Genomic DNA, 22,244 nt, shown 5'->3' with positions numbered 1-22,244 from the left:
GCGACACTTCTTCTCGAGGATATTATGAAGTTGAAACTATTGACCTTTACAATGCTTGCTGTCACATCGGCGAACGTATTAGCCGCTGATGTCATCAACCACAAATCGCCATACTGTGGCTGCTGTGGCGAATGGACAAAACACATGGAAGAGAACGGCTTTACTGTGGAAGAGAAGCTGCATGATGACATGAATGCGATCAAACGCGATTTGGGCATCAAGAACGAACAGCTTTACTCTTGCCACACCGCAGAGATCGATGGCTACGTATTTGAAGGTCATATTCCTGCAGACGACATTAAAGCGTTTTTGGAAAACCCACCTCGAAATGCGAAAGGCCTGACTGTACCGGGTATGCCAATGGGCTCTCCGGGCATGGAGTACGGCGATAAGAAAGACAGCTACGCTGTTTACGCCTACAACGAGAAAGGTCAGGTTTACGAATACCGCTACCACAAAGGTAACGACCAATAAAAACAAAGCCCAGCGATTCAAACCGCTGGGCTTTTTCTTAATGGACAGTTAAGACAAACTTTTTAATTAGAAGCCGTAAGACGCACCGAACACGAACGCGTTGTTCACTAGGCTGTCACCCGCTGAGTTTTCTGCACCGTGAGCTTGGCTACGGAACTCAAAGTATGGCTGTACGCCTTTACGAGTCCATGTTGCACGCAACTCGTGGTCCATAGTCTCTGCTTCAATCATGTAAACGTTGTTGTAGCTGAAGGTCACGTCTTCGTTCATCGCGTAACCAATGCGGTTATCCATGCGGTAATCTGTATCTGCATCAGCGTCTGTTGCATCAATGTGTGCACGAGTACGGTTGCTTAGCGAGATGCCGTTATCGAAGTTGTAGCCGATTTTAACCAAAGGACGGTATTGGATACTCTCACCCGCAGAGAATAGGTGTTGGTAACCTGCTGCAACCCATAGGTGATCAGTGATGTTAAATGCTTGCTCACCACCCACAGTGATTGCTGGAGTTGTGTTACCTGCGCCGCCGTTTTCAGTTTCTAGTTTACCTAGTTGAATGCCGTCAAACTCAGTGTAAACCGTGAAGCCGCCGAATTGGTTATCGAAAGTGTGGCCTGCTTCTAGCGTTGATGTCATGTCCGAACCGTGGATTCGGCCATCATCGTGGAATTGGATGTTACCCGTTACGTAAGATGAGCCTGCGAAAGCGCTTGATGCGAAAACAAGAGAAAGTGCACTTAGTGCAAAAACGTTTTTCATAATTACTGCCTTTATTTGTTCACGTTATGCGATGAGATGTCCGGCTATCACTTGCCCTTCATCGCAAACATTGGGATGTGCCTCCCTGGCGACAGCAATACTGCGCAATTTAATTCGCATTGAAAAATAAATCGTTTAAAACAGTGATCCAATTCAAATCGACATTTTCGAAATCCAAAAAAGTTTATTAAATACAGCATCTTGCTATAAAACCTAAAAATTTGTCAAAAAAATAAAGTGTGAACTCAGGCTAGTTACACTCTTAAATCAAGCATTAAACAAGCATCGAGATCACACTATTCTTTTCTTTCTAAATTACGAACTTAATTATCAGTAAAAAATAATCAGACATTGATCACGCTTATTTTCCGCAGAAAAATAAACAAAGCCCTCAACATAAGTTGAGGGCTTTGAGTAAGGAACAATGATTTTAGTGAATGATTAGCAGAATTACTTCACGCTAGTCACGCGGCTTGTCTTCTCGCCTGTTGCAGATACAGAGCGAATAAACACTTCACCTTTCACATTTGGACGAGCATTGTCTGCGTAAGTTAGCCAGTTCTTGCCGTCTAGAGAGTATTGAAGCTTCACACCTGGGAACTGAACGTTCATTGCTAGCTTGCCATCTTCTACTTTCGCACCTGGTACAGGTAGGCGGTAGTCGATACCTGATTTCTCTAGCTTAGCCAGTTCACGTTGGCCAAGTACGTTCGCAAAGCGGTTGTAGTCTTGGTTTAGCGCAGCTTTGTCTACTAGGTTAGAGTTTTGCGAGTATTCAACACCCACTTTGTAGTCGTTTTCCCAATCAGCACGGTGCCATGCACGCTCAGCGGCTGCTAGTACGCGAGGGAATACCATGTACTCGTATTGCTCGTCGTTACGTACTGTCTCAGACCAAAGCTGTGCTGATAGACCGTAGAAAGGTTTCGCTTCGATTTCACCTTTACCAGTGAAGCCGTTACCATCGCGGTCTACAGAGGTTTCTGCGTTCTGAGGCATGTTCTCTGGTGCAAAACCAAACATCTTACGAGTGTCTGTTGCACGCGTCGCCCAGTAGTAACCACGCTCTTTCGGGTCAACTTCGTATGGCATGTCCATGTACACGTAGTCTGGGTTAGAAACGATCACGTCGTAACCTTTCTTAGACCACTCGTACACTGATGATGTGCCGCCCCAGTAAAGAACGTCCCAGAAGTTAACACGTGTGTTTTCTGTAGCGAACGCTTTCTCACCTTCACTGTATTTAAGACCATCTTGCCAAGCTTGGAAGTTTGGAATGCCCTTTTCTGCCACAATCTTAGACACTTCTTCTGCAAAATGGCTTGGTAGATGAGCAAAGTCGCTTACCGTACCGTCTGCAATTAGCGTCTGACATTGTGGAGATTGTGCGAATGGCTTGTCTTGTTTAGACAGATCTATCGTACCTTTCCAGCTTACTTTGTCTTCAGCGTTCACGTCTTGGAAACCAGCACCTAGCTTGATGTTTTTCGCTTCGTCACCACCAAAGTGCCATGTTGTTAGCGGCGTACCCGCTTCTTGGTGCATTGCTGCTACTTCTGAAATCACTTTATCAACAAAGCGAGTTGAAGATTCCATACATGGGTTGATGAAGCTTTGCTTGTTGTAGAACTGAACCGTCGTCACGTTCGATGTATCTTGAGGATCCATCAGGCGGTACTCGTTCGCTTCTGCTTCTTTACCTTCTTCCATTAGACGGTCGTAACGTGCTTCCATTGATACCACTGCTGCACGAGCGTGTGCTGGCATATCGATTTCAGGAATCACTTCGATGTTACGCGCTTTCGCGTACTTCAAGATGTCCACGTAGTCTGCTTTGCTGAAGAAGCCAGAACCAAAGTTGTCTGTCGTTGCACCTGAGCCAAGCTGAGGCAGTAAACAGCTTTTCTCTTCCAAATCGAAACAACGGTTAGCACCCACTTCCGTCAGCTCAGGCAGACCCGGGATTTCTAAACGCCAGCCTTCATCATCCGTTAGGTGAAGGTGTAGTTTGTTCATCTTGTACGCTGCCATTTGGTCAAGCGTTGCAAGAATTGCGTCTTTAGAGTGGAAGTTACGAGCCACGTCCACCATCACACCACGGTAATCAAAACGCGGCGCATCTTTAATAGACAGTTGTGGTAGAGAATCAGCATTTTGGCTATCTACCAGGCCAAAGATAGATTGTACTGCGTAGAAAGCACCTGCTTGGTCAAACGCTTTAATCGCAATACCGTCGCCTTTGATGCTCATTTCGTAAGCACCAGATTTTGCTAATTCACCGGTGAAGTCTGCAGGAACAACAGTGATGCTTACAGGAAGATCACCACGAACATCCACACCTACCACTTCTGCACGATCTTGAATTGCTGCGTATTGAGTCGCATCGAATGCGTCTTTAGGCAGCGCAATACCCGCCGCGATATCTACCGTACCTTTACCTGCTTCAACAGACATTGGCGTTGGTAGTAACGTGGTTGATACGTCTTGTTTTGCTAGGTCTTCGTTCTTCTCGAAACGAGACACAGCGTTTGCAAATACGTTGTTGTCATCTGGCGTACGTTTTAGGTTGTTACCCTCAAGGCCAGTCACGAAAGATGCAACGTCTTCTGTGTTAAGAGAAGCGATCATCTTTGGCTCTGCATTTGGTGCAGCAACAAACGCGCCTGGCATGAAGTCAGTTTCAAATAGCTGCCAGTATTCAGCAACAAGAGGAAGCACAACCTCTTCACCCGCAGCAAAACCATCAAACTTATCTGTTGGTTCTAGTTTGTGTAGGTCACCCGTTACGCGAGAGATTTTGAACTGTTCGTTTTCAACATCCAGAATCAGACGAATGCTGTGGAAGTAAATAGCCCAATCTTTAGAGTCAACCGCTTCACCTTGGTTAACTAGCGTCATGTTTACTTTGTTACAAGACGCCCACTCAGCACCCATGTCTTGACATGCAAGACCTTCATTTGCGCCGTGGTTAGTCAACACTTCATATTGAATATCAAGGTTGTCAGCCAATGAGTTTACAACTTGTTGCTCAGAGTTCTGTAGTGAAGAGCAACCTGCCAATGTAGCGATAACAGAAGCAGCAATCAGACTATGTTTCAACATCTTACTTTCCCCAAAAAGTCAGTGGTTCAAAACGACATTTATCAAAAATGGTGAGCACCTAAATGCGAGGCGCTTAACAGTTGCATTCAACATACAAGCAGTTATTTCTAAGCGTAAAATTAATGGAACTAAGAAGTGATCCAGCTCAAATTCAGCTTCAAGCAGAAAAATATAAACACATTAATTTCAATCACTTAGTTAAAACGTTAAAAACGACCAACTTTTTTTGACGAGTTTGTTGCGATCTCAATCACGAATATTGATGGGGTTCGACTGGTTTTATAGGATTTTGATCACTATTGGTTATTAAGTGAACCATTAACAACAAACTCAATTGAAACGCTTTCGTGAATTAGCTCTCATTTCTCCGCCGTTAAAACTCGTCAATATTTTTAAAAATGACGATTTTGCCGAACCGTGTTATAGATAAGATGCATATTGAATTCGAGGAGCAAAATATGTTTCGACTCTTGTCCGTAATGTCATCTCTGATCGTCTTTTTTACTTCTTATTCAGTTCAAGCCGAGCCACAGCATTGGCTAGCAAAGAAAGGCGACATGGAATACATGATTATTGGCTCCGTCCATGTGGGTGACAAAACCATGTATCCACTGCCAAAAGCCGTCACTCAGTTCCTCAAAACCAGTGATGGCTTAATCATCGAAGCCGATGTTCGAAATACTGAAGGCGTGACCTACCCAAAAACTGCATTTATGGCCAAAGATGTTTTAGATAGAACCCAGCGCAAACATCTTGCTGAGATAGCCAATGACTTAGGCCTACAAGAAGCACAGTTACTCAATGCGCCGCCATGGTCTGCGGCTTTAACCATTCAATTGATGTTGGTAAACAAACTGGGTTATGCATCCGACCAAGGCGTCGACATGCACTTGATTAACCTAGCCGATAAAAAGCAAGTGCCGGTGCTGCCTTTGGAAAGTGTGCAGTTTCAGTTGGATTTAATCGCGGGACAAAAAGATGGTGGCAAAGAGCTACTGCTTTCTTCGATTGAAGAATACGATGGCGGTGAAAAACTGGTGCAATGCTTGATCGACAGCTGGAAGAGCGGTGACGGCAGCACATTAGAAGAAGCATCGATGAGTGAACAATCGAGCGATGAGTTCAACGAAGCTTTCTTGTATGACCGCAACCGAGATTGGGCTAAGAAATTAGATTCTGGCAGCGTGCTACCGAAGAAGTCAGGCCAATACACAATTGTTGTCGGCAGCTTGCACTTGGTCGGTAAAGACAACCTCATTGAACTGCTCGAAAAACGCGGCTTTACGATTGAACCACTTGGCAATACACGTAAGGCAGACTGCGATATCTAATCAATAGCTTTTTATATGTGGGATTCGGGAACAAGTCCCGTCAACCCCCTTCTTAATAAAGATACCTTTTATCTTCATTCTCAAAGAGTACCCCTCGATTCCCAAAGCGAAGCGCTCCCGACTCTCGGAGCGTAGCGTTTCTAACTGAGAGATTCCCGACTGCGCTCCTTCGTCGCTTTCGGGAATGACGCCTTTGAATTCAGCGCTTTTTGTTCGTCATCCTCAAGAGCGAGGGACGAGCGAGTTGGGGATCTCTTCCGTTTTCATTTACAAATGGACGAAAACTAATTTGCTTCAAAGCGTTCCGTCTCTCACATCTCGAAGGACGGAGTCCGGTCCCACGCGAAGCGTTCTCGATTCGAAAGCCTCAAATGCAAAAAAGCCGTAGCATTTCTGCTACGGCTTTCTCTAATACGGTCGATGAAGAGCCATATTCTAACTTCAGGCGAACCCCATTTGGTTCGCTACTATCAAAGCCAAATTTGCAACCGCTGAAACGACGAAAGCCTGCTAATTGAGCAGGCTTTCTGAAAGTGGTCGGTGAAGAGGGATTCGACGCGGCTGGGCTTCCAGACCCCGACCCGCAGGTCCCAAATAAATATCACCAAATACGAAAAAGGCTCTACATTTCTGTAGAGCCTTTTTCTCAATATGGTCGGTGAAGAGGGATTCGAACCCCCGACCCTCTGGTCCCAAACCAGATGCGCTACCAAGCTGCGCTATTCACCGAGATGTTTAACTGAGGACTTATCCCCGTCAACGGATGCGTATATTACGGATTCTTTAGAGAGACGCAAGCGCTTTTTACAAAAAAACCTAATGTCTTAATTCGATTGACGATTTACTGAACACTAGCACGTGAAATGTGACTAAGAACCCACAATAAAATACAGATTATTAACCTTGGCAACATAATTGATCCAGATCAGTGTGCAAAAAATCACCACCCATTAACGTTGTCCATGTCGGGAACATCTTGGAGGAAACATATGGACTTTTGGCTTGAACTCCTATTTGGTAATGCGGTGGGACTATCGTCAATGATAGTAATCTTTGGGACAATTGGACTGATGTTGTTTTTCAGCGGTTTCTTCATTTACAAGATAATGAACGACAAATCTCCTCACTAGATCTCGCTTAGCTCTAGAAACGCTTTGCACCGGAGTTGGTAACCTGCCTGCTCCGGTTTTTTATTTGATCCCAGTACACCACTCGTTGATATAATCTAACTATTCCTACCCTGTTCTTTATGAGATTGCCGTTATGTCTCAAGACAACGATTTTGATCTGTTCCAACAGATGATGGGCGATGTAAAGCCTATCGACCAAGACACTGCCGAGCATAAAAAAGTGCACCAAGTGACGGATGCTCAACTGGCGAAACGCGAAGCTGCAATTTGGCTTACGGAAGATGATCCAGAATACTTATCGATTGACCATGCAGAAATGCTCAAACCCGATGACTTTATCGAGCTCAAACGTGATGGAGTACAAGATGGCGTATACCGCAAACTGCGCCTTGGTAAGTACCCGATCCAAGCTCGACTTGATCTGCACCGTAAGACGCTAAAAGAAGCGCGCGACGAAGTCGTTAAATTCCTCAAACAATGTATCGAGATGGACATTCGAACGGTCGTCATCGTGCATGGACGTGGTGAACGTTCAAATCCACCAGCATTAATGAAGAGTTTTGTCGCGAGTTGGCTACAACAAATTCGTGAAGTGCAATGCGTTCACAGTGCTCAACGATTCCACGGTGGCAGTGGTGCTGTGTACGTTCTATTAAGAAAGAGTGCTGAAAAGAAAATGGAAACCCGTGAACGTCATCAAAAACGTTTAGGCTAACCGGATTCTCGGTGCTAGAATGCCCGACCTTATCTCGCCTTGCTGCTTTAATTAGCAGCAGGCACTTCAATTAACCGCCGTTGTGAAACGTTAGGAGACTTACATGTCACAAGACAACGCAAAACGCTTAAACAAATACATAAGCGAAACGGGCTTCTGCTCGCGTCGTGAAGCAGACCGCCTTATCGAGCAAGGCCGTGTCACTATTAATGGTCAACAACCAGAGATGGGCACAAAAGTACTGCCAGGCGATGATGTGTGCGTGGATGGCAATCCTGTTGCAGCGAAAGAAAAACCAATTTATATCGCGTTGAACAAACCAACCGGTATCACTTGTACTACTGAGCGTGATATTCCGGGCAACATCGTTGATTTCATCGGCCACAAAAAGCGTATATTCCCTATCGGCCGTCTGGATAAACCTTCCGATGGTTTGATCTTCCTAACCAACGATGGCGACATCGTAAACAAGATTCTGCGTGCGGGTAACAATCACGAGAAAGAATACGTAGTGCGTGTTGATAAGCCCATCACCGGTGAATTCCTCAAGCAGATGTCGAGCGGCGTGAAGATCCTTGATACGGTTACTCTGCCTTGTAAAGTAGAGAAAGAAACCAAATTCTCTTTCCGTATCGTACTGACTCAAGGTTTGAACCGTCAGATCCGTCGTATGTGTGAAGCGCTAGGCTATGAAGTATTCAAACTGCGTCGCGTACGTATTATGAACATCTCACTTGATGGCATTCCTAACGGTAAGTGGCGTTATCTGAATGACGATGAAGTGGCAGAGATCCTAGCAATGTGTGAAGGCTCTGTGGGCACAGAAGAAGCATCAAAAACAGATTCTAAAGGCCGCAACATTCGTAAAGCGACCGACGCGAAGCTGTACGATAGCCGTGAAGAGAACCAAGGTTCAACGGCGCGCCGCAACCAGAAAACACGAACTTTCCGTGGTAACAACGCAGATGAATTCCGTCATGCACCGAATTCGAAGAAAGGCCAACAGCGTCGTCAGCGTGATGATGAAGGCGGACGTCCCGCAAAAGAACATTACAAAGCGAAACCACAAGGTGAACGCAGCAGACCGCAAGGCGAGCATGGTAAATCGCAGCGTAAGCCAGATGCATCGAGCAATACGCACTCAGCAAACAAACCTCAATCACCGAGTAAGCCTAAGCAGCATTACATGAACCCAAATGCCGCGAAGCCAAGCAAACCAGCTAAACGCACTGGTGGTACATTGAGTCTGAAGAAGTAACGCTTCACTGACTGACAAAATCAAAAAAGGACGCTAATGAGCGTCCTTTTTATTTGTCATGTATTTAGAGACAAAGAGGGGCAAACTGACCGCGAGTTAAGCTCAGCAAATCTTTCGGGGCTAACTCGATTTCTAAGCCACGTTTACCTGCACTCACACAGATTGTGTCTTGCTCTGTTGCGCTTTCGTGCAAAAAAGTCGGTAGTGCTTTCTTCTGCCCCAGTGGGCTAATCCCACCAACAACATACCCTGTGGTTTTTTGCGCGATTTCGGGATCGGCCATATCAGCCTTTTTTCCCTTCGCTGCTTTCGCCGCCAATTTTAGGTTCAGCTTTTGATCAACAGGGATAATCGCAACCGCAAGGTTCTTTGGCTCGCCGTTCAAACAGAACAACAAGGTTTTGAATACTTTCTTTGGATCTTGTCCCAATACCTCAGCCGCTTCTAATCCATAGCTGTCTGCTCTTGGATCGTGCTCGTATTGGTGAATGGTGTGTGTAACTTTTTTCTTTTTCGCAAGATTAATGGCCGGAGTCATCAAGATTCTCCTTATAAAACAAAAAACGCTGCACCTAGTAAGGAGCAGCGCTTTAAGTTAATGGTATCAGCGACTTTGAGTCAATCGCTTTTTACTTGTAAACGATGTCACCAGAAGGCGCGTACTCATTTACATCAATTGGACTATGTGATTCCAAGAACTCTTTCAGTACCTCTGCATCTGTAAAGCCCGTGTTGACGTAACCCGGATGAGTATTCACTTTCGGATAACCATCACCACCTGACGCGTTGTAGCTTGGTACGGTAAAGCGGTATTGACCATCTAGGCGAAGCTGTTTTTCACCGATGAAAACATTCGATACTTTGCCATTTTCAACCGTCATGGTAATACCTGCAAACTGAGCGTAAGCACCAGAGTCAACAGGCTTTGTCGCTACGACGTTTAAGTAATCGAGCACTTCTTTACCCGACATATCGACGTAAGACACCATGTTGCCAAATGGCTGAACCGTCAGCACGTCTTTGTAGGTGATGTCGCCTGCTTCAATCGAATCACGAACACCGCCTGAGTTCATCACAGCAAAATCCGCTTTAGCGCGCTCCATGTGAGCTGTTGCAATCAAACGACCAAGGTTAGTTTGTTGGAAACGAACAACGTTGCGGTCACCTTCCAGTTTGCCGTTAGATTCGGCAATTTTTACATTCAACTGGCCCTGACCTTTTTCTTGGTAAGGGCGAAGGAAATCCAGCATTGCCGAGTCTTGTGCGATTTCATCTTGAACCAATACACGTTGAGACTCGCCGTTCACTTTGATTTTCTTCTTCAAGTTAACCGGAATCAGATCGTAGCTCACCATCGACAATTCGCCGTTGCGGAACTCGTAATCAGCACGACCAACATACTTACCCCACTCGTACGCTTGCACGATGTAAGTACCGTTTTGCTCATCTGGCTTACATTCGTCACCCGGCTTAAAGTTCTTCTTAATGACGTTAGGGCCTTCCATACAAACTGGCTCTTGTGAGTGACCACCCACAATCATGTCCAAATCACCTTCATTTAGGTAGCGAGCCAAGGCAACGTCACCGGGAGCATTTACACCACGGTTGCCGTTTTCGTAGTGACCCATGTGTGTCACTGCAAAGATAAGATCTGGCTTTTCAGTTTGCTTTAGTTCAGCAATCAGCTTTTTCGCTTCTTCTTTCGGATCGCGGAAATCAACCTCGCCGATGTACTCTGGGTTACCCAGTTTTGCCGTGTCTTCTGTCGTAAGGCCAATCACGGCAATCTTAATGCCTTGCTTGTTGAACATGGCATAAGGTTGGAACAATCGCTCGCCGGTTTCTTTGTCGTAAATGTTGGCAGACAGCATCGGGAAATTTGCCCACTCTTGCTGTTTGAACAACACTTCCAGTGGGTTATCGAATTCGTGGTTACCCAGCGCCATTGCGTCGTAACCAATCTTACTCATGCCTTTGAAGTCAGGCTCAGCATCTTGTAAGTCAGACTCAGGAACACCAGTGTTGATATCACCACCTGATAGTAGAAGCACGCTACCGCCTTCGGCTTGAATCTCTGCACGCAGTTCATCAATCAGCGTCTTACGTGCCGCCATGCCGTACTCACCGTACTTGTTTTGCCAAAAGCGACCGTGGTGGTCATTGGTGTGCAGTACGGTCAGTTTGTAAGTTGTGTCTTCATTCCATTCGTGTGCTGGTTGCGTGGCACATCCGGCAAGAGTTGCCAAGATAGCTGCGCTCAAAGCGGTTTTTACAATCAGGCGTTGCTTCATTGTTTTACCTTTTTATCGTCTGGGGTCCACTGCATTGCGCGCTCAGCAACCAAGAAACGGGGTTCTCATTGTGCTAAAACGCGCAAACTTGGCGCTAGTGTAAATCACTAAGGTATTGATTTCATGTTTCTGCGACGCACTTTACTCATAGCAAACCAATTCGCCGCAAATCTAAGCAAATTATAGACATAATCAAGGTGGTGTAAGGGAGAAGCGAGAAGCGAGAAGCGAGAAGCGAGAAGCGAGAAGCGAGAAGCGAGAAAAGGATAGTGAGACAGAATCAATGTGTCGATACAAAAATGGCCAGCACACAGGCTGACCATTTCATTTAAACATTCACAACAACCGATTATTTGATATCGATGTCCGCAAAGCTCTTGATTAGATCGTCTAGCGATTTCATTTGCGCTAGGAACGGCTCTAGTTTGTCTAGCGGTAGCGCAGATGGGCCATCACAACGTGCTTGATCTGGGTTCGGGTGCGCTTCAATAAATAGACCTGCAATACCTGTTGCTAGACCTGCTTTCGCCAGTTCAACCGTTTGCTCACGACGACCGCCAGATGCCGCGCCCGATGGGTCACGCATTTGTAGTGAGTGCGTTACGTCAAAAATGATTGGGCTGCCTTTCGATGCGTTTTTCATCACACCAAAACCAAGCATATCAACCACTAGGTTGTCGTAACCGTGGCAAGAACCACGCTCACAAAGGATGATGTTTTCGTTACCACACTCTGCAAACTTCTCAACGATGTTACCCACTTGACCAGGGCTCATGAACTGAGGTTTCTTAACGTTAATCACCGCACCTGTTTTTGCCATTGCTTCAACAAGGTCAGTTTGACGAGCAAGGAATGCAGGAAGCTGGATAACGTCTACTACGTCAGCCACTGGTTGAGCTTGTGCTTCAGTGTGAACATCAGTGATGATCTTCACGCCGAACGTGTCTTTCAGCTCTTGGAAGATTTTCATGCCTTCTTCTAGACCTGGGCCACGGTATGAGTGAACAGAACTGCGGTTCGCTTTGTCGAACGACGCCTTAAACACGTATGGGATACCAAGCTTGTCCGTTACTTTTACGTAGTGCTCACAGATCTGCATAGCAAGATCACGAGACTCAAGAACGTTCATACCTGCAAATAGGGTGAATGGCTTGTCGTTAGCAACTTGAATGTCGCCAATATTAACGATTTTCTGTTCCATTTTGATTCTCTTTTATCTGTCTTCGACATGCCGTTTGAGCATGCCGATAAAATTAGTGAAGCGTAACGTGCTTTTCGCTCATGGCGTTAACTTGTGATTTTAGTAGCTCTGATGCCGGATCGTCTGGGCATTGGTCAATAAAGTACTGAAAATCAGACACGGCTACCTGATGGCAATCCAACTGCTGGAAGATAAAACCACGGTCACGAATCTCGTATGGGTCATCAGGTACAAACGTCAACGCAAGATTGGTACAGCGCAGCGCCAATGTGTAACGCTCTTCACGTAGCATGGCGCTCTTAATCAACGCCAACCAACGACCAATCACAGTCGGGTTGTCCGCTTCTTCAAAGTGTTCTGGCTTTAATGTTGCCAGCGGGCCTTCTTGACCAATCAACCAAGCTTGGAGGATTTTCTCACCGACATACTCACCGTTAAACGGGTTAATGTAGTCTGGTGTTTTGTGCATCCAATCCACTTTGATCAAAAACTGAGTCGGGAATGTCACCCCTTTCATCGGGAAGCCAAGACGATTGCCCAAGTAAAGCAAGATGGCACCAAGACTGACCGGAATGCCTTTTTTGCGCTCCAACACTTTATCGATAAAGCTGTTGTCAGAGATAAAGTACTCTTGCTCGTCGCCTTTAAAGCCCCACTCATAAAAGAATAAGCGCAGAAACGATTCGAAACGTTGTTCTTCATCCGTCTCGTGAACCAAGATAGCTTCCGCTTCTTTATAAAGGCGTTCTAGTTCCAGTTTTGCCCAATGGACATTGGTGTCTGGATTGATGGAATGGTTTAGCTCTAACGCGCCTTCCACCAACGCCATGTTGTCAAAATCTTCGTCAAAAAACTCAAGCATGAAGATTACCCAAATAGGTTTGGATTTTTAGATACTGCAATATTGGCGGCCATGACTAACCAGCCCAGAGCGCCAAAGAAGGCAAAAATTCTCAGCAGCTTGTTTTTCGCCATTTTCAGAGCGAAGAAACCAAGAGCGATGTACGCCAGCACACAAGTGATTTTGTTGGTTAGCCAAGGTGCAGCATCCGTAAATGGAATGAAGCCAGTCACCATAATTAGGCCGATACCTGACAGCAATAGCGCCGTATCAACAATATGTGGGATAACTTTCAAGAAGCGATTGTTGCGCTTTGGAGAATCCATCATCAACAATACAAATCGGATCGATAGTAGCGTCGCGCTCAATGCGATCGTTACTAAGTGAATGTGTTTTAGAGCTACGTACATTTTCTTTCTCTTTTATAAGTTACTGCTGACTTGCTCGTTATTATTGCGGTTTGTAACAACCGAGCGTCACTCGATCGTTATCACCATAGTCTTTTTCCGTAACGACTTGTTCAAAGCCAAAGTGCGTCATGATCTCACGAACGGCTTCGCCCTGATCATAACCATGTTCGAAAGCGAGCCACCCACCTTCTTGCAAATATTGACGCGCAAGATCAGAGATATGGCGAATATCGGCCAAACCATTTTCATCAGCGACCAACGCCGATTTTGGTTCAAAGCGCACATCTCCTTGAGAGAGGTGTGGGTCTTTTTCGTCGATGTACGGTGGATTGGAGACAATTAAAGCAAACTTTGTTCCGCTGGCAATAGGTTCGAACCAACTACCTTGATCAAACGTCACATTTTTGATGTTTAATCGCGACGCATTGTGCTCAGCCAGCTCTTTCGCCTCTTGCTTAAGATCAATCCCCATCACTTGGCGATTTGGCATCTCAGACGCCAATGCTAAAGCTATCGCGCCAGTTCCTGTGCCAAGGTCTAAGATCGGTCCCGTTTGTCCAAAAGTCTTATCTAGTGCGACTTCAACCAAACGTTCAGTATCTGGTCTTGGGATCAATGTGGATGGCGAGACTTTAAGAGGTAAAGACCAAAACTCACGTTCACCAATGATGTAAGCCACGGGCTCACCAGCGATGCGTCGTGCCAAGAGTGCATCAAATTGAGCTTGTTGCTCGGTTTCTAATGCTCTTTCTGGCCAGGTCAGTAGGTAGGTTCTTGGTTTGCCAAGGACATGGCAAAGAAGGACAGCTGCATCGAGAGAAGGCGACTCTTTGCCGCCTTCTGTCAGAATTGCCGTCGCACTTTTCAGTGCTTGCTCAATAGATTGAACTTGGCTCATCGATTAGCCGTTCTCAGCTAGCGCCGCTAGTTGGTCTGCTTGGTGCTCTTGAACTACTGGATCGATCAGGCTTTGTAGATCACCTTCCATCACTTCGTTCAAACGGTAGATGGTTAGGTTGATACGGTGATCAGAAACACGACCTTGTGGGTAGTTGTAAGTACGGATGCGGTCACTACGGTCACCAGAACCTAGTAGGTTACGACGTGTGTCAGACACTTCTGCCGCACGACGCTCTTGCTCCGCTTGAACGATACGCGCAGCAAGTACTGCCATCGCTTTCGCTTTGTTCTTGTGTTGTGAACGCTCGTCCTGACACTCTACGACTGTACCAGTTGGTAAGTGAGTAATACGGATTGCAGAATCCGTGGTGTTAACGTGCTGACCACCCGCGCCAGATGCACGGAAAGTATCGATTTTCAGGTCTGCCGCTTTGATTTCTGGCAGATCCGCTTCAGGGATTTCCGCCATAACCGCTACGGTACACGCAGAAGTATGAACACGACCTTGAGATTCTGTAGCAGGAACACGTTGTACACGGTGACCGCCTGACTCAAACTTCAATACGCCGTATGCACCGTCGCCGCTCACTTTCGCGATCATCTCTTTGTAACCGCCGTGTTCTGCTTCGTTAGAAGACATCACTTCGATACGCCAACCACGCTTCTCTGCGTATTTGCTGTACATGCGGAACAAGTCACCCGCGAAGATGCCTGCTTCATCACCGCCTGCGCCAGCACGGATTTCAAGGAAACAGTTACGGTCATCGTTTGGATCTTTTGGAAGAAGAAGAATTTGTAGCTCATCAGTCAGACGCTCGATCGCATCTTTTGCTTCTTTGATTTCTTCCTGCGCCATTTCACGCATTTCTTCGTCGTCTTCGTTAGCCATATCTTCAGCAGCGATGAGATCATCTTGCGCTTGTTGATACGCTTGGAAGCAATTAGTAACTTCTTCTAGCTGAGAGTACTCTTTTGATAGAGCGCGGAATTTATCCTGATTTCCAATTACATCAGGATCACCAAGAAGATGTTGAACTTCTTCGTAACGTTCTACTAGCGTTTCTAGCTTAGTCAGAATAGAGGCTTTCATAGTGTCGTTTTCTTAATAAAAAGCGTGAGTTACAGATCATCCAAACCAAGGGTCTGGCGGATAACCGTTAATTTTGCTGGTTCGCCCTGCTCGGCCGCACTTTGCAGCGCACGAGTTGGAGCGTGAATCAGTTTGTTGGTGAGTTTATTACTAAGCTCGCGCAGCACTTTCTCTGGGTCTGCGCCCGTTGCCAATGATTGTAGGCTCTTACTTAGCAAATCTTCACGAATTTCGTTGGCCGATTTACGATAATCACGAATACTGTCCACCGCTTGGAGTGAACGTAGCCACGTCATAAATGCCGCGCTTTCTTCGCTGACGATCGCTTCTGCTTGAATCGCTTCTACTTTACGTTGTTCAATGTTGCTATCGATGATCGACTGCAAGTCATCCACCGAATACAAGTAAGCATCATTCAATTCACTGACCTGCGCTTCCACATCACGTGGTACCGCAATATCCACCAAGAGCATCGGTTGGTGACGACGTTTCTTCAACGCAGTCTCAACCATCCCCTTACCAATAATAGGCAGTGGGCTCGCCGTTGAGCTGATCACGATGTCTGCTCTTGATAAATGGTCCGGAATTTCATTCAAGCTGATCACTTCTGCCCCAAATTGCTCCGCTAACACAAGAGCACGCTCTCGAGTACGGTTTGCAACAATCATCTTAGTACAGCCGTTCGACGCCAAGTGCTTCGCCACCAATTCGATGGTTTCACCTGCGCCAACCAACAATACTGTTGAGTCAGACAGTGATTCAAAGATGTGTTTCGCCAGTGTACATGCAGCATAAGCCACCGACACGGCGTTACCACCAATATCAGTTTCTGTTCGAACACGTTTTGCGACTGAGAAAGTCTTTTGGAACAACTTATCAATCGACGCATCCACCGCCTGATGATCTCGGGAATCAGAAAACGCTTGTTTTACCTGACCCAAAATCTGAGGCTCACCTAGTACCAGTGAATCAAGGCCGCAAGAAACACGCATCAAGTGCTTAATCGCCGCTTGCTCTTCATGGACATAAAGGCTGGGCATCAAGTCTTCTTGATTAACTTGATGGAACTGGGCTAGCCAGTCGATAAGCTTATTTCGCGCTCCTTGCTTCACGTCGCAGTACACTTCGGTACGGTTACAGGTAGAAACAATCACACTGCCATTTACGGCTTCATGGTCTCTGAGTTGCTCAAGTGCTGGGCCCAATTTATCGGGTCCGAACGCCACTTTCTCTCGCAAGTCAACAGACGCTGTATTGTGATTGATTCCAATAGCAAGCAAGGACATCTAACGTGGTATCTCTGAGATCGGTTATAAAATAGGTTCAGAATTTTACTGTAAGCACGCATTTATTGAAAGGGTAAGCCGGATTTGTTTTCCTTCGCTCGGCTTTTCAATGCTATAGTTGTGAGCGATTACCGATGAAACTGATTAATAAGCCATCAAACATGACCTTACGCTCCTTTCTCATCTTGCTCTTATCGAGCCTAGTACTCGCGGGTTGTAGTTCTGTTCCTGAAAGTGTCACCAGCGTAGAGTGGCAAGCGCACGAACAGCGACTGGAAACCATTGATAACTTTCAAGCTACAGGCAAACTTGGCTACATTGGCCCTGATCAAAGACAAAGCCTGAACTTTTTCTGGAAGCACTCTTCCGCCTTAAGCCAATTGCGCTTAACCACTCTGCTTGGTCAAACCGCATTAAAGCTCACGATTACCCCGCAAGGCGCGACGGTCGAAACGTACGATGACCAAGTGCTCTCTGCTCGTGATGCTAACCAACTCATTTTCCGTTTGACCGGTTTGATGATGCCAGTCGACCACATGCCAGACTGGCTACTCGGCTTACCAACCGATGCAGACTCTTTCCAGCTTTCACCAACCAATACATTACAAGCCCTCGATAAACAGATCGGCCTGAATGATTGGAACATCGCGTATCAACGTTACGGTGACATTGAATGGCATCAACAGACATTGCCTCTACCAAGCAAGTTAAAGTTGAGCACAGCAGACGTAAAAATTAATTTAGTGATCACAAAATGGAACATCACCCAATGATCGATATTTCAACCCGCTGGCCATCTCCGGCGAAATTGAATCTCTTTCTTTATATCAATGGCCGCACTGAAAACGGCTACCACGAGCTACAAACACTATTCCAATTCGTCGATCACGGCGATGAACTCACCATTCAAGCGAACGACTCTGGTGAGATCACCATTTCACCTGAGATTGAAGGTGTTCCTCTAAAAGATAACTTGATCTGGAAAGCTGCCACGGCGTTGCAACGCTACGCAAATTGCTCCTACGGTGCCCATATTGATCTTCATAAGATCTTACCGATGGGTGGTGGCATTGGTGGCGGCTCTTCAAATGCGGCAACAGCGCTGGTTGCACTGAACTACCTATGGCAAACCCACTTAAGTGATGATGAATTAGCCGAAATCGGCCTTGCGCTTGGTGCGGATGTACCCGTTTTTGTTCGCGGCTTTGCTGCGTTTGCGGAAGGTGTTGGCGAGAAACTTTCTCCGGCTCATCCAGATGAGAAATGGTATTTGGTTGTTCACCCAAATGTTTCCATTGCAACCGCCGACATATTCGGTCATCCAGATCTGACCCGAAATACGCCGAAACGCGATTTAGAAACGCTTTTAAACGCGCCAAGCGTAAACGATTGCGAAAAAATTGTACGAATGCTCTACCCAGAGGTTGATAAGCAACTTTCATGGCTGCTACAATACGCGCCGTCAAGATTGACGGGGACAGGATCTTGCGTTTTTGCTGAATTTTCGAGCAAAACCGAAGCGGAAACTATCCTTGCACAACTCTCTGATAAAGTCTCGGCATTTGTCGCTCAAGGGCGCAATGTTTCGCCACTGAAAGAGACTTTGGCTGAATACCAATCAGCCTCACACCGACCTATTTAAAACTGGACGCAAACCCGAGGTTTCCACCGTGCCTGATATGAAGCTATTTGCTGGTAACGCAACACCTGAACTAGCCCAACGTATTGCTGATCGTCTTTACATCTCTCTAGGTGATGCATCTGTTTCTCGCTTTTCTGATGGCGAAGTTGCAGTTCAAATCAACGAGAATGTTCGTGGTAGCGATGTTTTTATCATTCAATCCACTTGTGCACCGACTAACGACAACCTAATGGAACTGGTTGTTATGATTGATGCAATGCGCCGTGCTTCAGCAGGCCGTATCACTGCAGTTATTCCTTACTTCGGCTACGCTCGCCAAGATCGTCGTGTACGTTCTTCTCGTGTGCCAATTACTGCAAAAGTTGTTGCTGATTTCCTATCTAACGTTGGTGTTGACCGCGTTCTGACTATCGACCTACACGCAGAGCAAATCCAAGGCTTCTTCGATGTACCAGTTGATAACATCTTCGGTACGCCAGTACTTCTAGAAGACATGCAATCTCGTGGTCTAGAAAACCCAGTAGTGGTTTCTCCTGACCTAGGTGGCGTTGTTCGTGCTCGTGCAACAGCAAAAGCGCTAGGCGATATCGACATCGCTATCGTTGATAAGCGTCGTCCACGTGCAAACGTTTCTGAAGTAATGAACCTAATCGGTGACGTTGAAGGTCGTGACTGTGTGATCGTTGATGACATGATCGATACAGGTGGCACACTATGTAAAGCAGCTGAAGCGCTAAAAGAACGCGGTGCTAAGCGTGTATTCGCTTACGCAACTCACGCTGTTTTCTCTGGTAACGCTGCAGACAACATCAAGAACTCAGTTCTTGACCAAGTTATCGTAACTGACTCTATCTCTCTATCTAAAGAGATGGCTGCAACTGGCAAAGTAACTACACTGAGCCTATCTCGCATGCTAGCTGAAGCGATTCGTCGTATCAGCAATGAAGAGTCAATCTCTGCAATGTTCAACTAATACGAACATTTCAGTTAGACTGATTTTAAAAGCACCCCTCTTTGGGGTGTTTTTTTATTTGTATCGATAGGCAGAAAATCCCTTGGTCGCCCACTGTGAGAATTCTGTGCTATCATACTGCGCTTTTTGAGATTCCAGAGAGATCCTAACCTTGACTCAACCAATCAAACTTCTTGTTGGTCTTGCTAATCCGGGACCAGAATACGCCAAAACTCGCCACAATGCGGGCGCTTGGGTTGTAGAAGAATTAGCTCGCGTTCACAACGTTACCCTGAAGAACGAACCAAAGTTCTTTGGCCTAACAGGACGCATTATGGTCAATGGCCAGGATCTCCGTTTGCTAATCCCAACCACCTTCATGAACCTATCTGGCAAGGCGATCGCAGCACTTGCGAAGTTTTACCAAATTAAGCCAGAAGAGATCATGGTTGCTCATGACGAGCTAGACTTACCGCCAGGTGTCGCTAAGTTTAAGAAAGGTGGCGGTCACGGTGGCCATAATGGTCTGCGTGACACGATTAGCAAACTGGGCAATAACAAAGATTTTTATCGTCTTCGTATCGGCATCGGCCATCCGGGACACAAAGATAAAGTGGCAGGTTTTGTACTAGGCAAAGCTCCAGCAAAAGAGCAAGAGCTACTAGACGCCGCAGCTGACGAATCAGTGCGCTGTCTAGATATCCTAATTAAGGATGGTCTATCAAAAGCACAAAATCGCCTCCACACGTTCAAAGCTGAATAAGGTTACTATCATGGGTTTTAAATGTGGCATCGTTGGTCTTCCTAACGTTGGTAAATCAACTCTGTTTAACGCACTAACTAAAGCGGGTATTGAAGCAGCAAACTTCCCGTTCTGTACCATTGAACCAAACACTGGTGTGGTTCCTGTGCCAGATCTACGTCTAGATGCTCTAGCAAAGATCGTTAACCCACAGAAAGTTCTGCCTACTACAATGGAATTCGTAGACATCGCTGGTCTAGTTGCAGGTGCATCTCGCGGTGAAGGTCTAGGTAACAAATTCCTAGCGAACATCCGTGAAACTGACGCAATCGGCCACGTTGTACGTTGTTTCGAAAACGACAACATCGTTCACGTTGCAGGTAAAGTATCTCCAATCGAAGATATTGAAGTTATCAACCTTGAGCTAGCAATGGCTGACCTTGATTCTTGTGAGCGCGCGATTCAGCGTAACGCTAAGAAAGCAAAAGGCGGCGATAAAGACGCAAAATTCGAACTAACTGTTCTAGAAAAACTGCTTCCTATCCTAACGGAAGGTGGCATGGCGCGTACTGTTGAGCTTACGAAAGAAGAACTAGCAGCAATTGGCTACCTAAACTTCCTGACGCTAAAACCAACTATGTACATCGCTAACGTGAACGAAGATGGTTTTGAAGACAACGCTTACCTAGACGCAGTACGTGAGTTTGCAGCAAAAGAAAACAACGTTGTTGTTCCTGTATGTGCAGCGATCGAATCAGAGATGGCTGAACTAGAAGACGACGAGCGTGAAGAGTTCCTAGCTGACCTTGGTATCGAAGAACCAGGTCTAAACCGTGTTATCCGCGCGGGTTACGAACTGCTAAACCTACAAACTTACTTCACAGCTGGCGTGAAAGAAGTTCGTGCATGGACAATCCCTGTTGGTGCAACTGCGCCAAAAGCAGCAGCGAAGATCCACACTGACTTTGAAAAAGGCTTCATCCGTGCAGAAGTTGTTGGTTACGACGATTTCATCCAATGCAACGGTGAAAGCGGTGCGAAAGATGCAGGTAAATGGCGTCTAGAAGGTAAAGAATACATCGTTAAAGATGGCGATGTTGTACACTTCCGCTTCAACGTATAATTAAGTGAATGAATTTTAAACACTTCATTTACATAAAAAGCCAGCCGTAGTGCTGGCTTTTTTTATACCTTTCATAAACAACAGAAAATAAACTCCCTCACTCCAAGCCAATTTATTTCCAGTTTTAGATCATAAACGCGCCTCTTTGTTTAAAAAGGAAGCGAACGATGGATTTTGCGGGATTTATTGAAAAAAACTGTTGACGGATCTCACTCAACTTCGCATAATGCGCGCCGTTCCCGACAACAAGGCAACTTAGCGACGAGAACGAAAAATATGGTAATGGCTACGTAGCTCAGCTGGTTAGAGCACATCACTCATAATGATGGGGTCACAGGTTCGAATCCCGTCGTAGCCACCATTCCTAAACATTCTTTTATTAGAATAGTTAGGAATAGATGCGGTCGTGGCGGAATTGGTAGACGCACCAGATTTAGGTTCTGGCGCCGCAAGGTGTGAGAGTTCAAGTCTCTCCGACCGCACCATGTTTTAAGTAGTAGAAATACTACTGCCTGCAGGTCTATCGCCAAGCGGTAAGGCAGCGGCTTTTGATGCCGCCATTCCCTGGTTCGAATCCAGGTAGACCTGCCATTATTCCAAAGTGAGATTCCTTTAAGAAAAAGGGTTGTCACTTAGAGCGTGAAGGTTTATATTGTCTCGCTCAAAAAGATGGCTACGTAGCTCAGCTGGTTAGAGCACATCACTCATAATGATGGGGTCACAGGTTCGAATCCCGTCGTAGCCACCATTCTTTCTTTAATGAAAGAAAAAATTCAACGATTAGTTTTTACCAATTAACTAATGGTTAATAGATTTCAAGATGCGGTCGTGGCGGAATTGGTAGACGCACCAGATTTAGGTTCTGGCGCCGCAAGGTGTGAGAGTTCAAGTCTCTCCGACCGCACCATCTTGAATCGAAAATAAATAAATATATGCGGTCGTGGCGGAATTGGTAGACGCACCAGATTTAGGTTCTGGCGCCGCAAGGTGTGAGAGT

General features: G+C 46.0%; 20 protein-coding genes and 6 tRNA genes. 15 read left to right on the top strand and 11 right to left on the bottom strand.

Annotated features, from left to right (window positions below):
• Positions 1-24: 24 nt before the first annotated feature.
• On the top strand, positions 25-474 hold the full coding sequence (locus VCHENC03_RS15140; protein ID WP_009705665.1) for a DUF411 domain-containing protein: 450 nt from the start codon (positions 25-27) through the stop codon (positions 472-474).
• 66 nt (positions 475-540) lie between these two features.
• On the opposite strand, the gene VCHENC03_RS15145 is transcribed toward VCHENC03_RS15140, so the two are convergent.
• Positions 541-1,233, bottom strand: coding sequence for an oligogalacturonate-specific porin KdgM family protein (locus VCHENC03_RS15145; protein ID WP_005438618.1), 693 nt, complete (start codon positions 1,231-1,233; stop codon positions 541-543).
• A gap of 450 nt (positions 1,234-1,683) precedes the next feature.
• Complete coding sequence (locus tag VCHENC03_RS15150) at positions 1,684-4,335, bottom strand: beta-N-acetylhexosaminidase (RefSeq protein ID WP_005438615.1); 2,652 nt, start codon at positions 4,333-4,335, stop codon at positions 1,684-1,686.
• A gap of 458 nt (positions 4,336-4,793) precedes the next feature.
• Here VCHENC03_RS15150 and VCHENC03_RS15155 point away from each other — a divergent pair, with 458 nt between their 5' ends.
• On the top strand, positions 4,794-5,666 hold the full coding sequence (locus VCHENC03_RS15155) for a TraB/GumN family protein (protein WP_009705664.1): 873 nt from the start codon (positions 4,794-4,796) through the stop codon (positions 5,664-5,666).
• A 652-nt stretch (positions 5,667-6,318) separates the two neighbouring features.
• Here the strand turns inward: VCHENC03_RS15155 and VCHENC03_RS15160 are convergent.
• Positions 6,319-6,395 (bottom strand) — tRNA-Pro (locus tag VCHENC03_RS15160).
• A 260-nt stretch (positions 6,396-6,655) separates the two neighbouring features.
• Here VCHENC03_RS15160 and VCHENC03_RS26830 point away from each other — a divergent pair.
• The 3 genes from VCHENC03_RS26830 to rluF all read left to right on the top strand — a co-directional run bounded on the left by VCHENC03_RS26830 (position 6,656) and on the right by rluF (position 8,769).
• Positions 6,656-6,796 carry a DUF3149 domain-containing protein gene (locus tag VCHENC03_RS26830; protein ID WP_020198127.1) on the top strand — a complete coding sequence of 47 codons (141 nt, stop codon included), beginning with the start codon at positions 6,656-6,658 and terminating at the stop codon, positions 6,794-6,796.
• A 133-nt stretch (positions 6,797-6,929) separates the two neighbouring features.
• Positions 6,930-7,511, top strand: coding sequence for a DNA endonuclease SmrA (gene smrA / locus VCHENC03_RS15165; RefSeq protein WP_009705663.1), 582 nt, complete (start codon positions 6,930-6,932; stop codon positions 7,509-7,511).
• Positions 7,512-7,614: 103 nt separating this feature from the next.
• Complete coding sequence (gene rluF / locus VCHENC03_RS15170; protein WP_009705662.1) at positions 7,615-8,769, top strand: 23S rRNA pseudouridine(2604) synthase RluF; 1,155 nt, start codon at positions 7,615-7,617, stop codon at positions 8,767-8,769.
• A gap of 64 nt (positions 8,770-8,833) precedes the next feature.
• On the opposite strand, the gene ybaK is transcribed toward rluF, so the two are convergent.
• The 8 genes from ybaK to hemA all read right to left on the bottom strand — a co-directional run bounded on the left by ybaK (position 8,834) and on the right by hemA (position 16,788).
• Positions 8,834-9,307 carry a Cys-tRNA(Pro) deacylase gene (gene ybaK, locus VCHENC03_RS15175; protein ID WP_005438610.1) on the bottom strand — a complete coding sequence of 158 codons (474 nt, stop codon included), beginning with the start codon at positions 9,305-9,307 and terminating at the stop codon, positions 8,834-8,836.
• A 91-nt stretch (positions 9,308-9,398) separates the two neighbouring features.
• Positions 9,399-11,060, bottom strand: coding sequence for a bifunctional UDP-sugar hydrolase/5'-nucleotidase UshA (gene ushA, locus VCHENC03_RS15180; protein WP_009705661.1), 1,662 nt, complete (start codon positions 11,058-11,060; stop codon positions 9,399-9,401).
• A gap of 349 nt (positions 11,061-11,409) precedes the next feature.
• On the bottom strand, positions 11,410-12,261 hold the full coding sequence (gene kdsA, locus VCHENC03_RS15185) for a 3-deoxy-8-phosphooctulonate synthase (protein ID WP_005438608.1): 852 nt from the start codon (positions 12,259-12,261) through the stop codon (positions 11,410-11,412).
• Between the two features lie 52 nt (positions 12,262-12,313).
• On the bottom strand, positions 12,314-13,123 hold the full coding sequence (locus tag VCHENC03_RS15190) for a SirB1 family protein (protein ID WP_005438607.1): 810 nt from the start codon (positions 13,121-13,123) through the stop codon (positions 12,314-12,316).
• A gap of 5 nt (positions 13,124-13,128) precedes the next feature.
• Complete coding sequence (locus VCHENC03_RS15195; RefSeq protein WP_005438606.1) at positions 13,129-13,512, bottom strand: SirB2 family protein; 384 nt, start codon at positions 13,510-13,512, stop codon at positions 13,129-13,131.
• Between the two features lie 40 nt (positions 13,513-13,552).
• The gene (prmC, locus tag VCHENC03_RS15200) at positions 13,553-14,410 is read right to left on the bottom strand and encodes a peptide chain release factor N(5)-glutamine methyltransferase (protein WP_009705660.1); all 858 of its coding nucleotides are present in this window, start codon (positions 14,408-14,410) and stop codon (positions 13,553-13,555) included.
• 3 nt (positions 14,411-14,413) lie between these two features.
• Entirely contained in the window at positions 14,414-15,502 is a 1,089-nt protein-coding gene (prfA, locus tag VCHENC03_RS15205; RefSeq protein WP_005438604.1) for a peptide chain release factor 1, read from the bottom strand.
• Between the two features lie 29 nt (positions 15,503-15,531).
• Positions 15,532-16,788, bottom strand: coding sequence for a glutamyl-tRNA reductase (hemA, locus tag VCHENC03_RS15210; RefSeq protein ID WP_009705659.1), 1,257 nt, complete (start codon positions 16,786-16,788; stop codon positions 15,532-15,534).
• Positions 16,789-16,922: 134 nt separating this feature from the next.
• Between hemA and lolB the strand changes: the two genes are divergently transcribed.
• The 10 genes from lolB to VCHENC03_RS15260 all read left to right on the top strand — a co-directional run bounded on the left by lolB (position 16,923) and on the right by VCHENC03_RS15260 (position 22,154).
• Positions 16,923-17,561, top strand: a complete 639-nt coding sequence (gene lolB / locus VCHENC03_RS15215) for a lipoprotein insertase outer membrane protein LolB (RefSeq protein WP_009705658.1) — start codon at positions 16,923-16,925, stop codon at positions 17,559-17,561.
• Positions 17,558-18,430 (top strand): 4-(cytidine 5'-diphospho)-2-C-methyl-D-erythritol kinase, encoded by an 873-nt coding sequence (gene ispE / locus VCHENC03_RS15220; protein WP_009705657.1) that lies wholly within the window; start codon positions 17,558-17,560, stop codon positions 18,428-18,430. Before lolB ends, ispE begins: the two co-directional genes overlap by 4 nt.
• 28 nt (positions 18,431-18,458) lie before the next feature.
• Positions 18,459-19,403 carry a ribose-phosphate pyrophosphokinase gene (locus VCHENC03_RS15225; protein WP_010446481.1) on the top strand — a complete coding sequence of 315 codons (945 nt, stop codon included), beginning with the start codon at positions 18,459-18,461 and terminating at the stop codon, positions 19,401-19,403.
• A gap of 151 nt (positions 19,404-19,554) precedes the next feature.
• Positions 19,555-20,145: an aminoacyl-tRNA hydrolase gene (gene pth / locus VCHENC03_RS15230; RefSeq protein WP_005438598.1), complete on the top strand. Its 591-nt coding sequence runs from the start codon at positions 19,555-19,557 to the stop codon at positions 20,143-20,145.
• Between the two features lie 10 nt (positions 20,146-20,155).
• Positions 20,156-21,247, top strand: a complete 1,092-nt coding sequence (gene ychF / locus VCHENC03_RS15235) for a redox-regulated ATPase YchF (protein WP_009705656.1) — start codon at positions 20,156-20,158, stop codon at positions 21,245-21,247.
• A 284-nt stretch (positions 21,248-21,531) separates the two neighbouring features.
• A tRNA-Met gene (locus tag VCHENC03_RS15240) sits at positions 21,532-21,608 on the top strand.
• Positions 21,609-21,647: 39 nt separating this feature from the next.
• A tRNA-Leu gene (locus VCHENC03_RS15245) sits at positions 21,648-21,732 on the top strand.
• A gap of 31 nt (positions 21,733-21,763) precedes the next feature.
• Positions 21,764-21,838, top strand: a tRNA-Gln gene (locus VCHENC03_RS15250).
• A gap of 80 nt (positions 21,839-21,918) precedes the next feature.
• Positions 21,919-21,995 (top strand) — tRNA-Met (locus tag VCHENC03_RS15255).
• Between the two features lie 74 nt (positions 21,996-22,069).
• Positions 22,070-22,154: transfer RNA gene (locus VCHENC03_RS15260), tRNA-Leu, on the top strand.
• The last annotated feature ends 90 nt before the right edge of the window (positions 22,155-22,244 follow it).

This window comes from Vibrio sp. HENC-03 (assembly GCF_000305755.2).
GTDB classification, from domain to species: domain Bacteria; phylum Pseudomonadota; class Gammaproteobacteria; order Enterobacterales; family Vibrionaceae; genus Vibrio; species Vibrio owensii.
The sequence above is the reverse complement of the archived record's forward strand: the minus strand, read 5'-3'. Positions and strand labels throughout refer to the sequence as shown.

Bases quoted from the DNA above. Each gene is read 5' to 3' on its own strand.
- VCHENC03_RS15140 (WP_009705665.1), top strand. From the start codon at position 25: ATGAAGTTGAAACTATTGACCTTTACAATGCTTGCTGTCACATCGGCG.
- VCHENC03_RS15145 (WP_005438618.1), bottom strand. From the start codon at position 1,233: ATGAAAAACGTTTTTGCACTAAGTGCACTTTCTCTTGTTTTCGCATCA.
- VCHENC03_RS15150 (WP_005438615.1), bottom strand. From the start codon at position 4,335: ATGTTGAAACATAGTCTGATTGCTGCTTCTGTTATCGCTACATTGGCA.
- VCHENC03_RS15155 (WP_009705664.1), top strand. From the start codon at position 4,794: ATGTTTCGACTCTTGTCCGTAATGTCATCTCTGATCGTCTTTTTTACT.
- VCHENC03_RS26830 (WP_020198127.1), top strand. From the start codon at position 6,656: ATGGACTTTTGGCTTGAACTCCTATTTGGTAATGCGGTGGGACTATCG.
- smrA (WP_009705663.1), top strand. From the start codon at position 6,930: ATGTCTCAAGACAACGATTTTGATCTGTTCCAACAGATGATGGGCGAT.
- rluF (WP_009705662.1), top strand. From the start codon at position 7,615: ATGTCACAAGACAACGCAAAACGCTTAAACAAATACATAAGCGAAACG.
- ybaK (WP_005438610.1), bottom strand. From the start codon at position 9,307: ATGACTCCGGCCATTAATCTTGCGAAAAAGAAAAAAGTTACACACACC.
- ushA (WP_009705661.1), bottom strand. From the start codon at position 11,060: ATGAAGCAACGCCTGATTGTAAAAACCGCTTTGAGCGCAGCTATCTTG.
- kdsA (WP_005438608.1), bottom strand. From the start codon at position 12,261: ATGGAACAGAAAATCGTTAATATTGGCGACATTCAAGTTGCTAACGAC.
- VCHENC03_RS15190 (WP_005438607.1), bottom strand. From the start codon at position 13,123: ATGCTTGAGTTTTTTGACGAAGATTTTGACAACATGGCGTTGGTGGAA.
- VCHENC03_RS15195 (WP_005438606.1), bottom strand. From the start codon at position 13,512: ATGTACGTAGCTCTAAAACACATTCACTTAGTAACGATCGCATTGAGC.
- prmC (WP_009705660.1), bottom strand. From the start codon at position 14,410: ATGAGCCAAGTTCAATCTATTGAGCAAGCACTGAAAAGTGCGACGGCA.
- prfA (WP_005438604.1), bottom strand. From the start codon at position 15,502: ATGAAAGCCTCTATTCTGACTAAGCTAGAAACGCTAGTAGAACGTTAC.
- hemA (WP_009705659.1), bottom strand. From the start codon at position 16,788: ATGTCCTTGCTTGCTATTGGAATCAATCACAATACAGCGTCTGTTGAC.
- lolB (WP_009705658.1), top strand. From the start codon at position 16,923: ATGAAACTGATTAATAAGCCATCAAACATGACCTTACGCTCCTTTCTC.
- ispE (WP_009705657.1), top strand. From the start codon at position 17,558: ATGATCGATATTTCAACCCGCTGGCCATCTCCGGCGAAATTGAATCTC.
- ychF (WP_009705656.1), top strand. From the start codon at position 20,156: ATGGGTTTTAAATGTGGCATCGTTGGTCTTCCTAACGTTGGTAAATCA.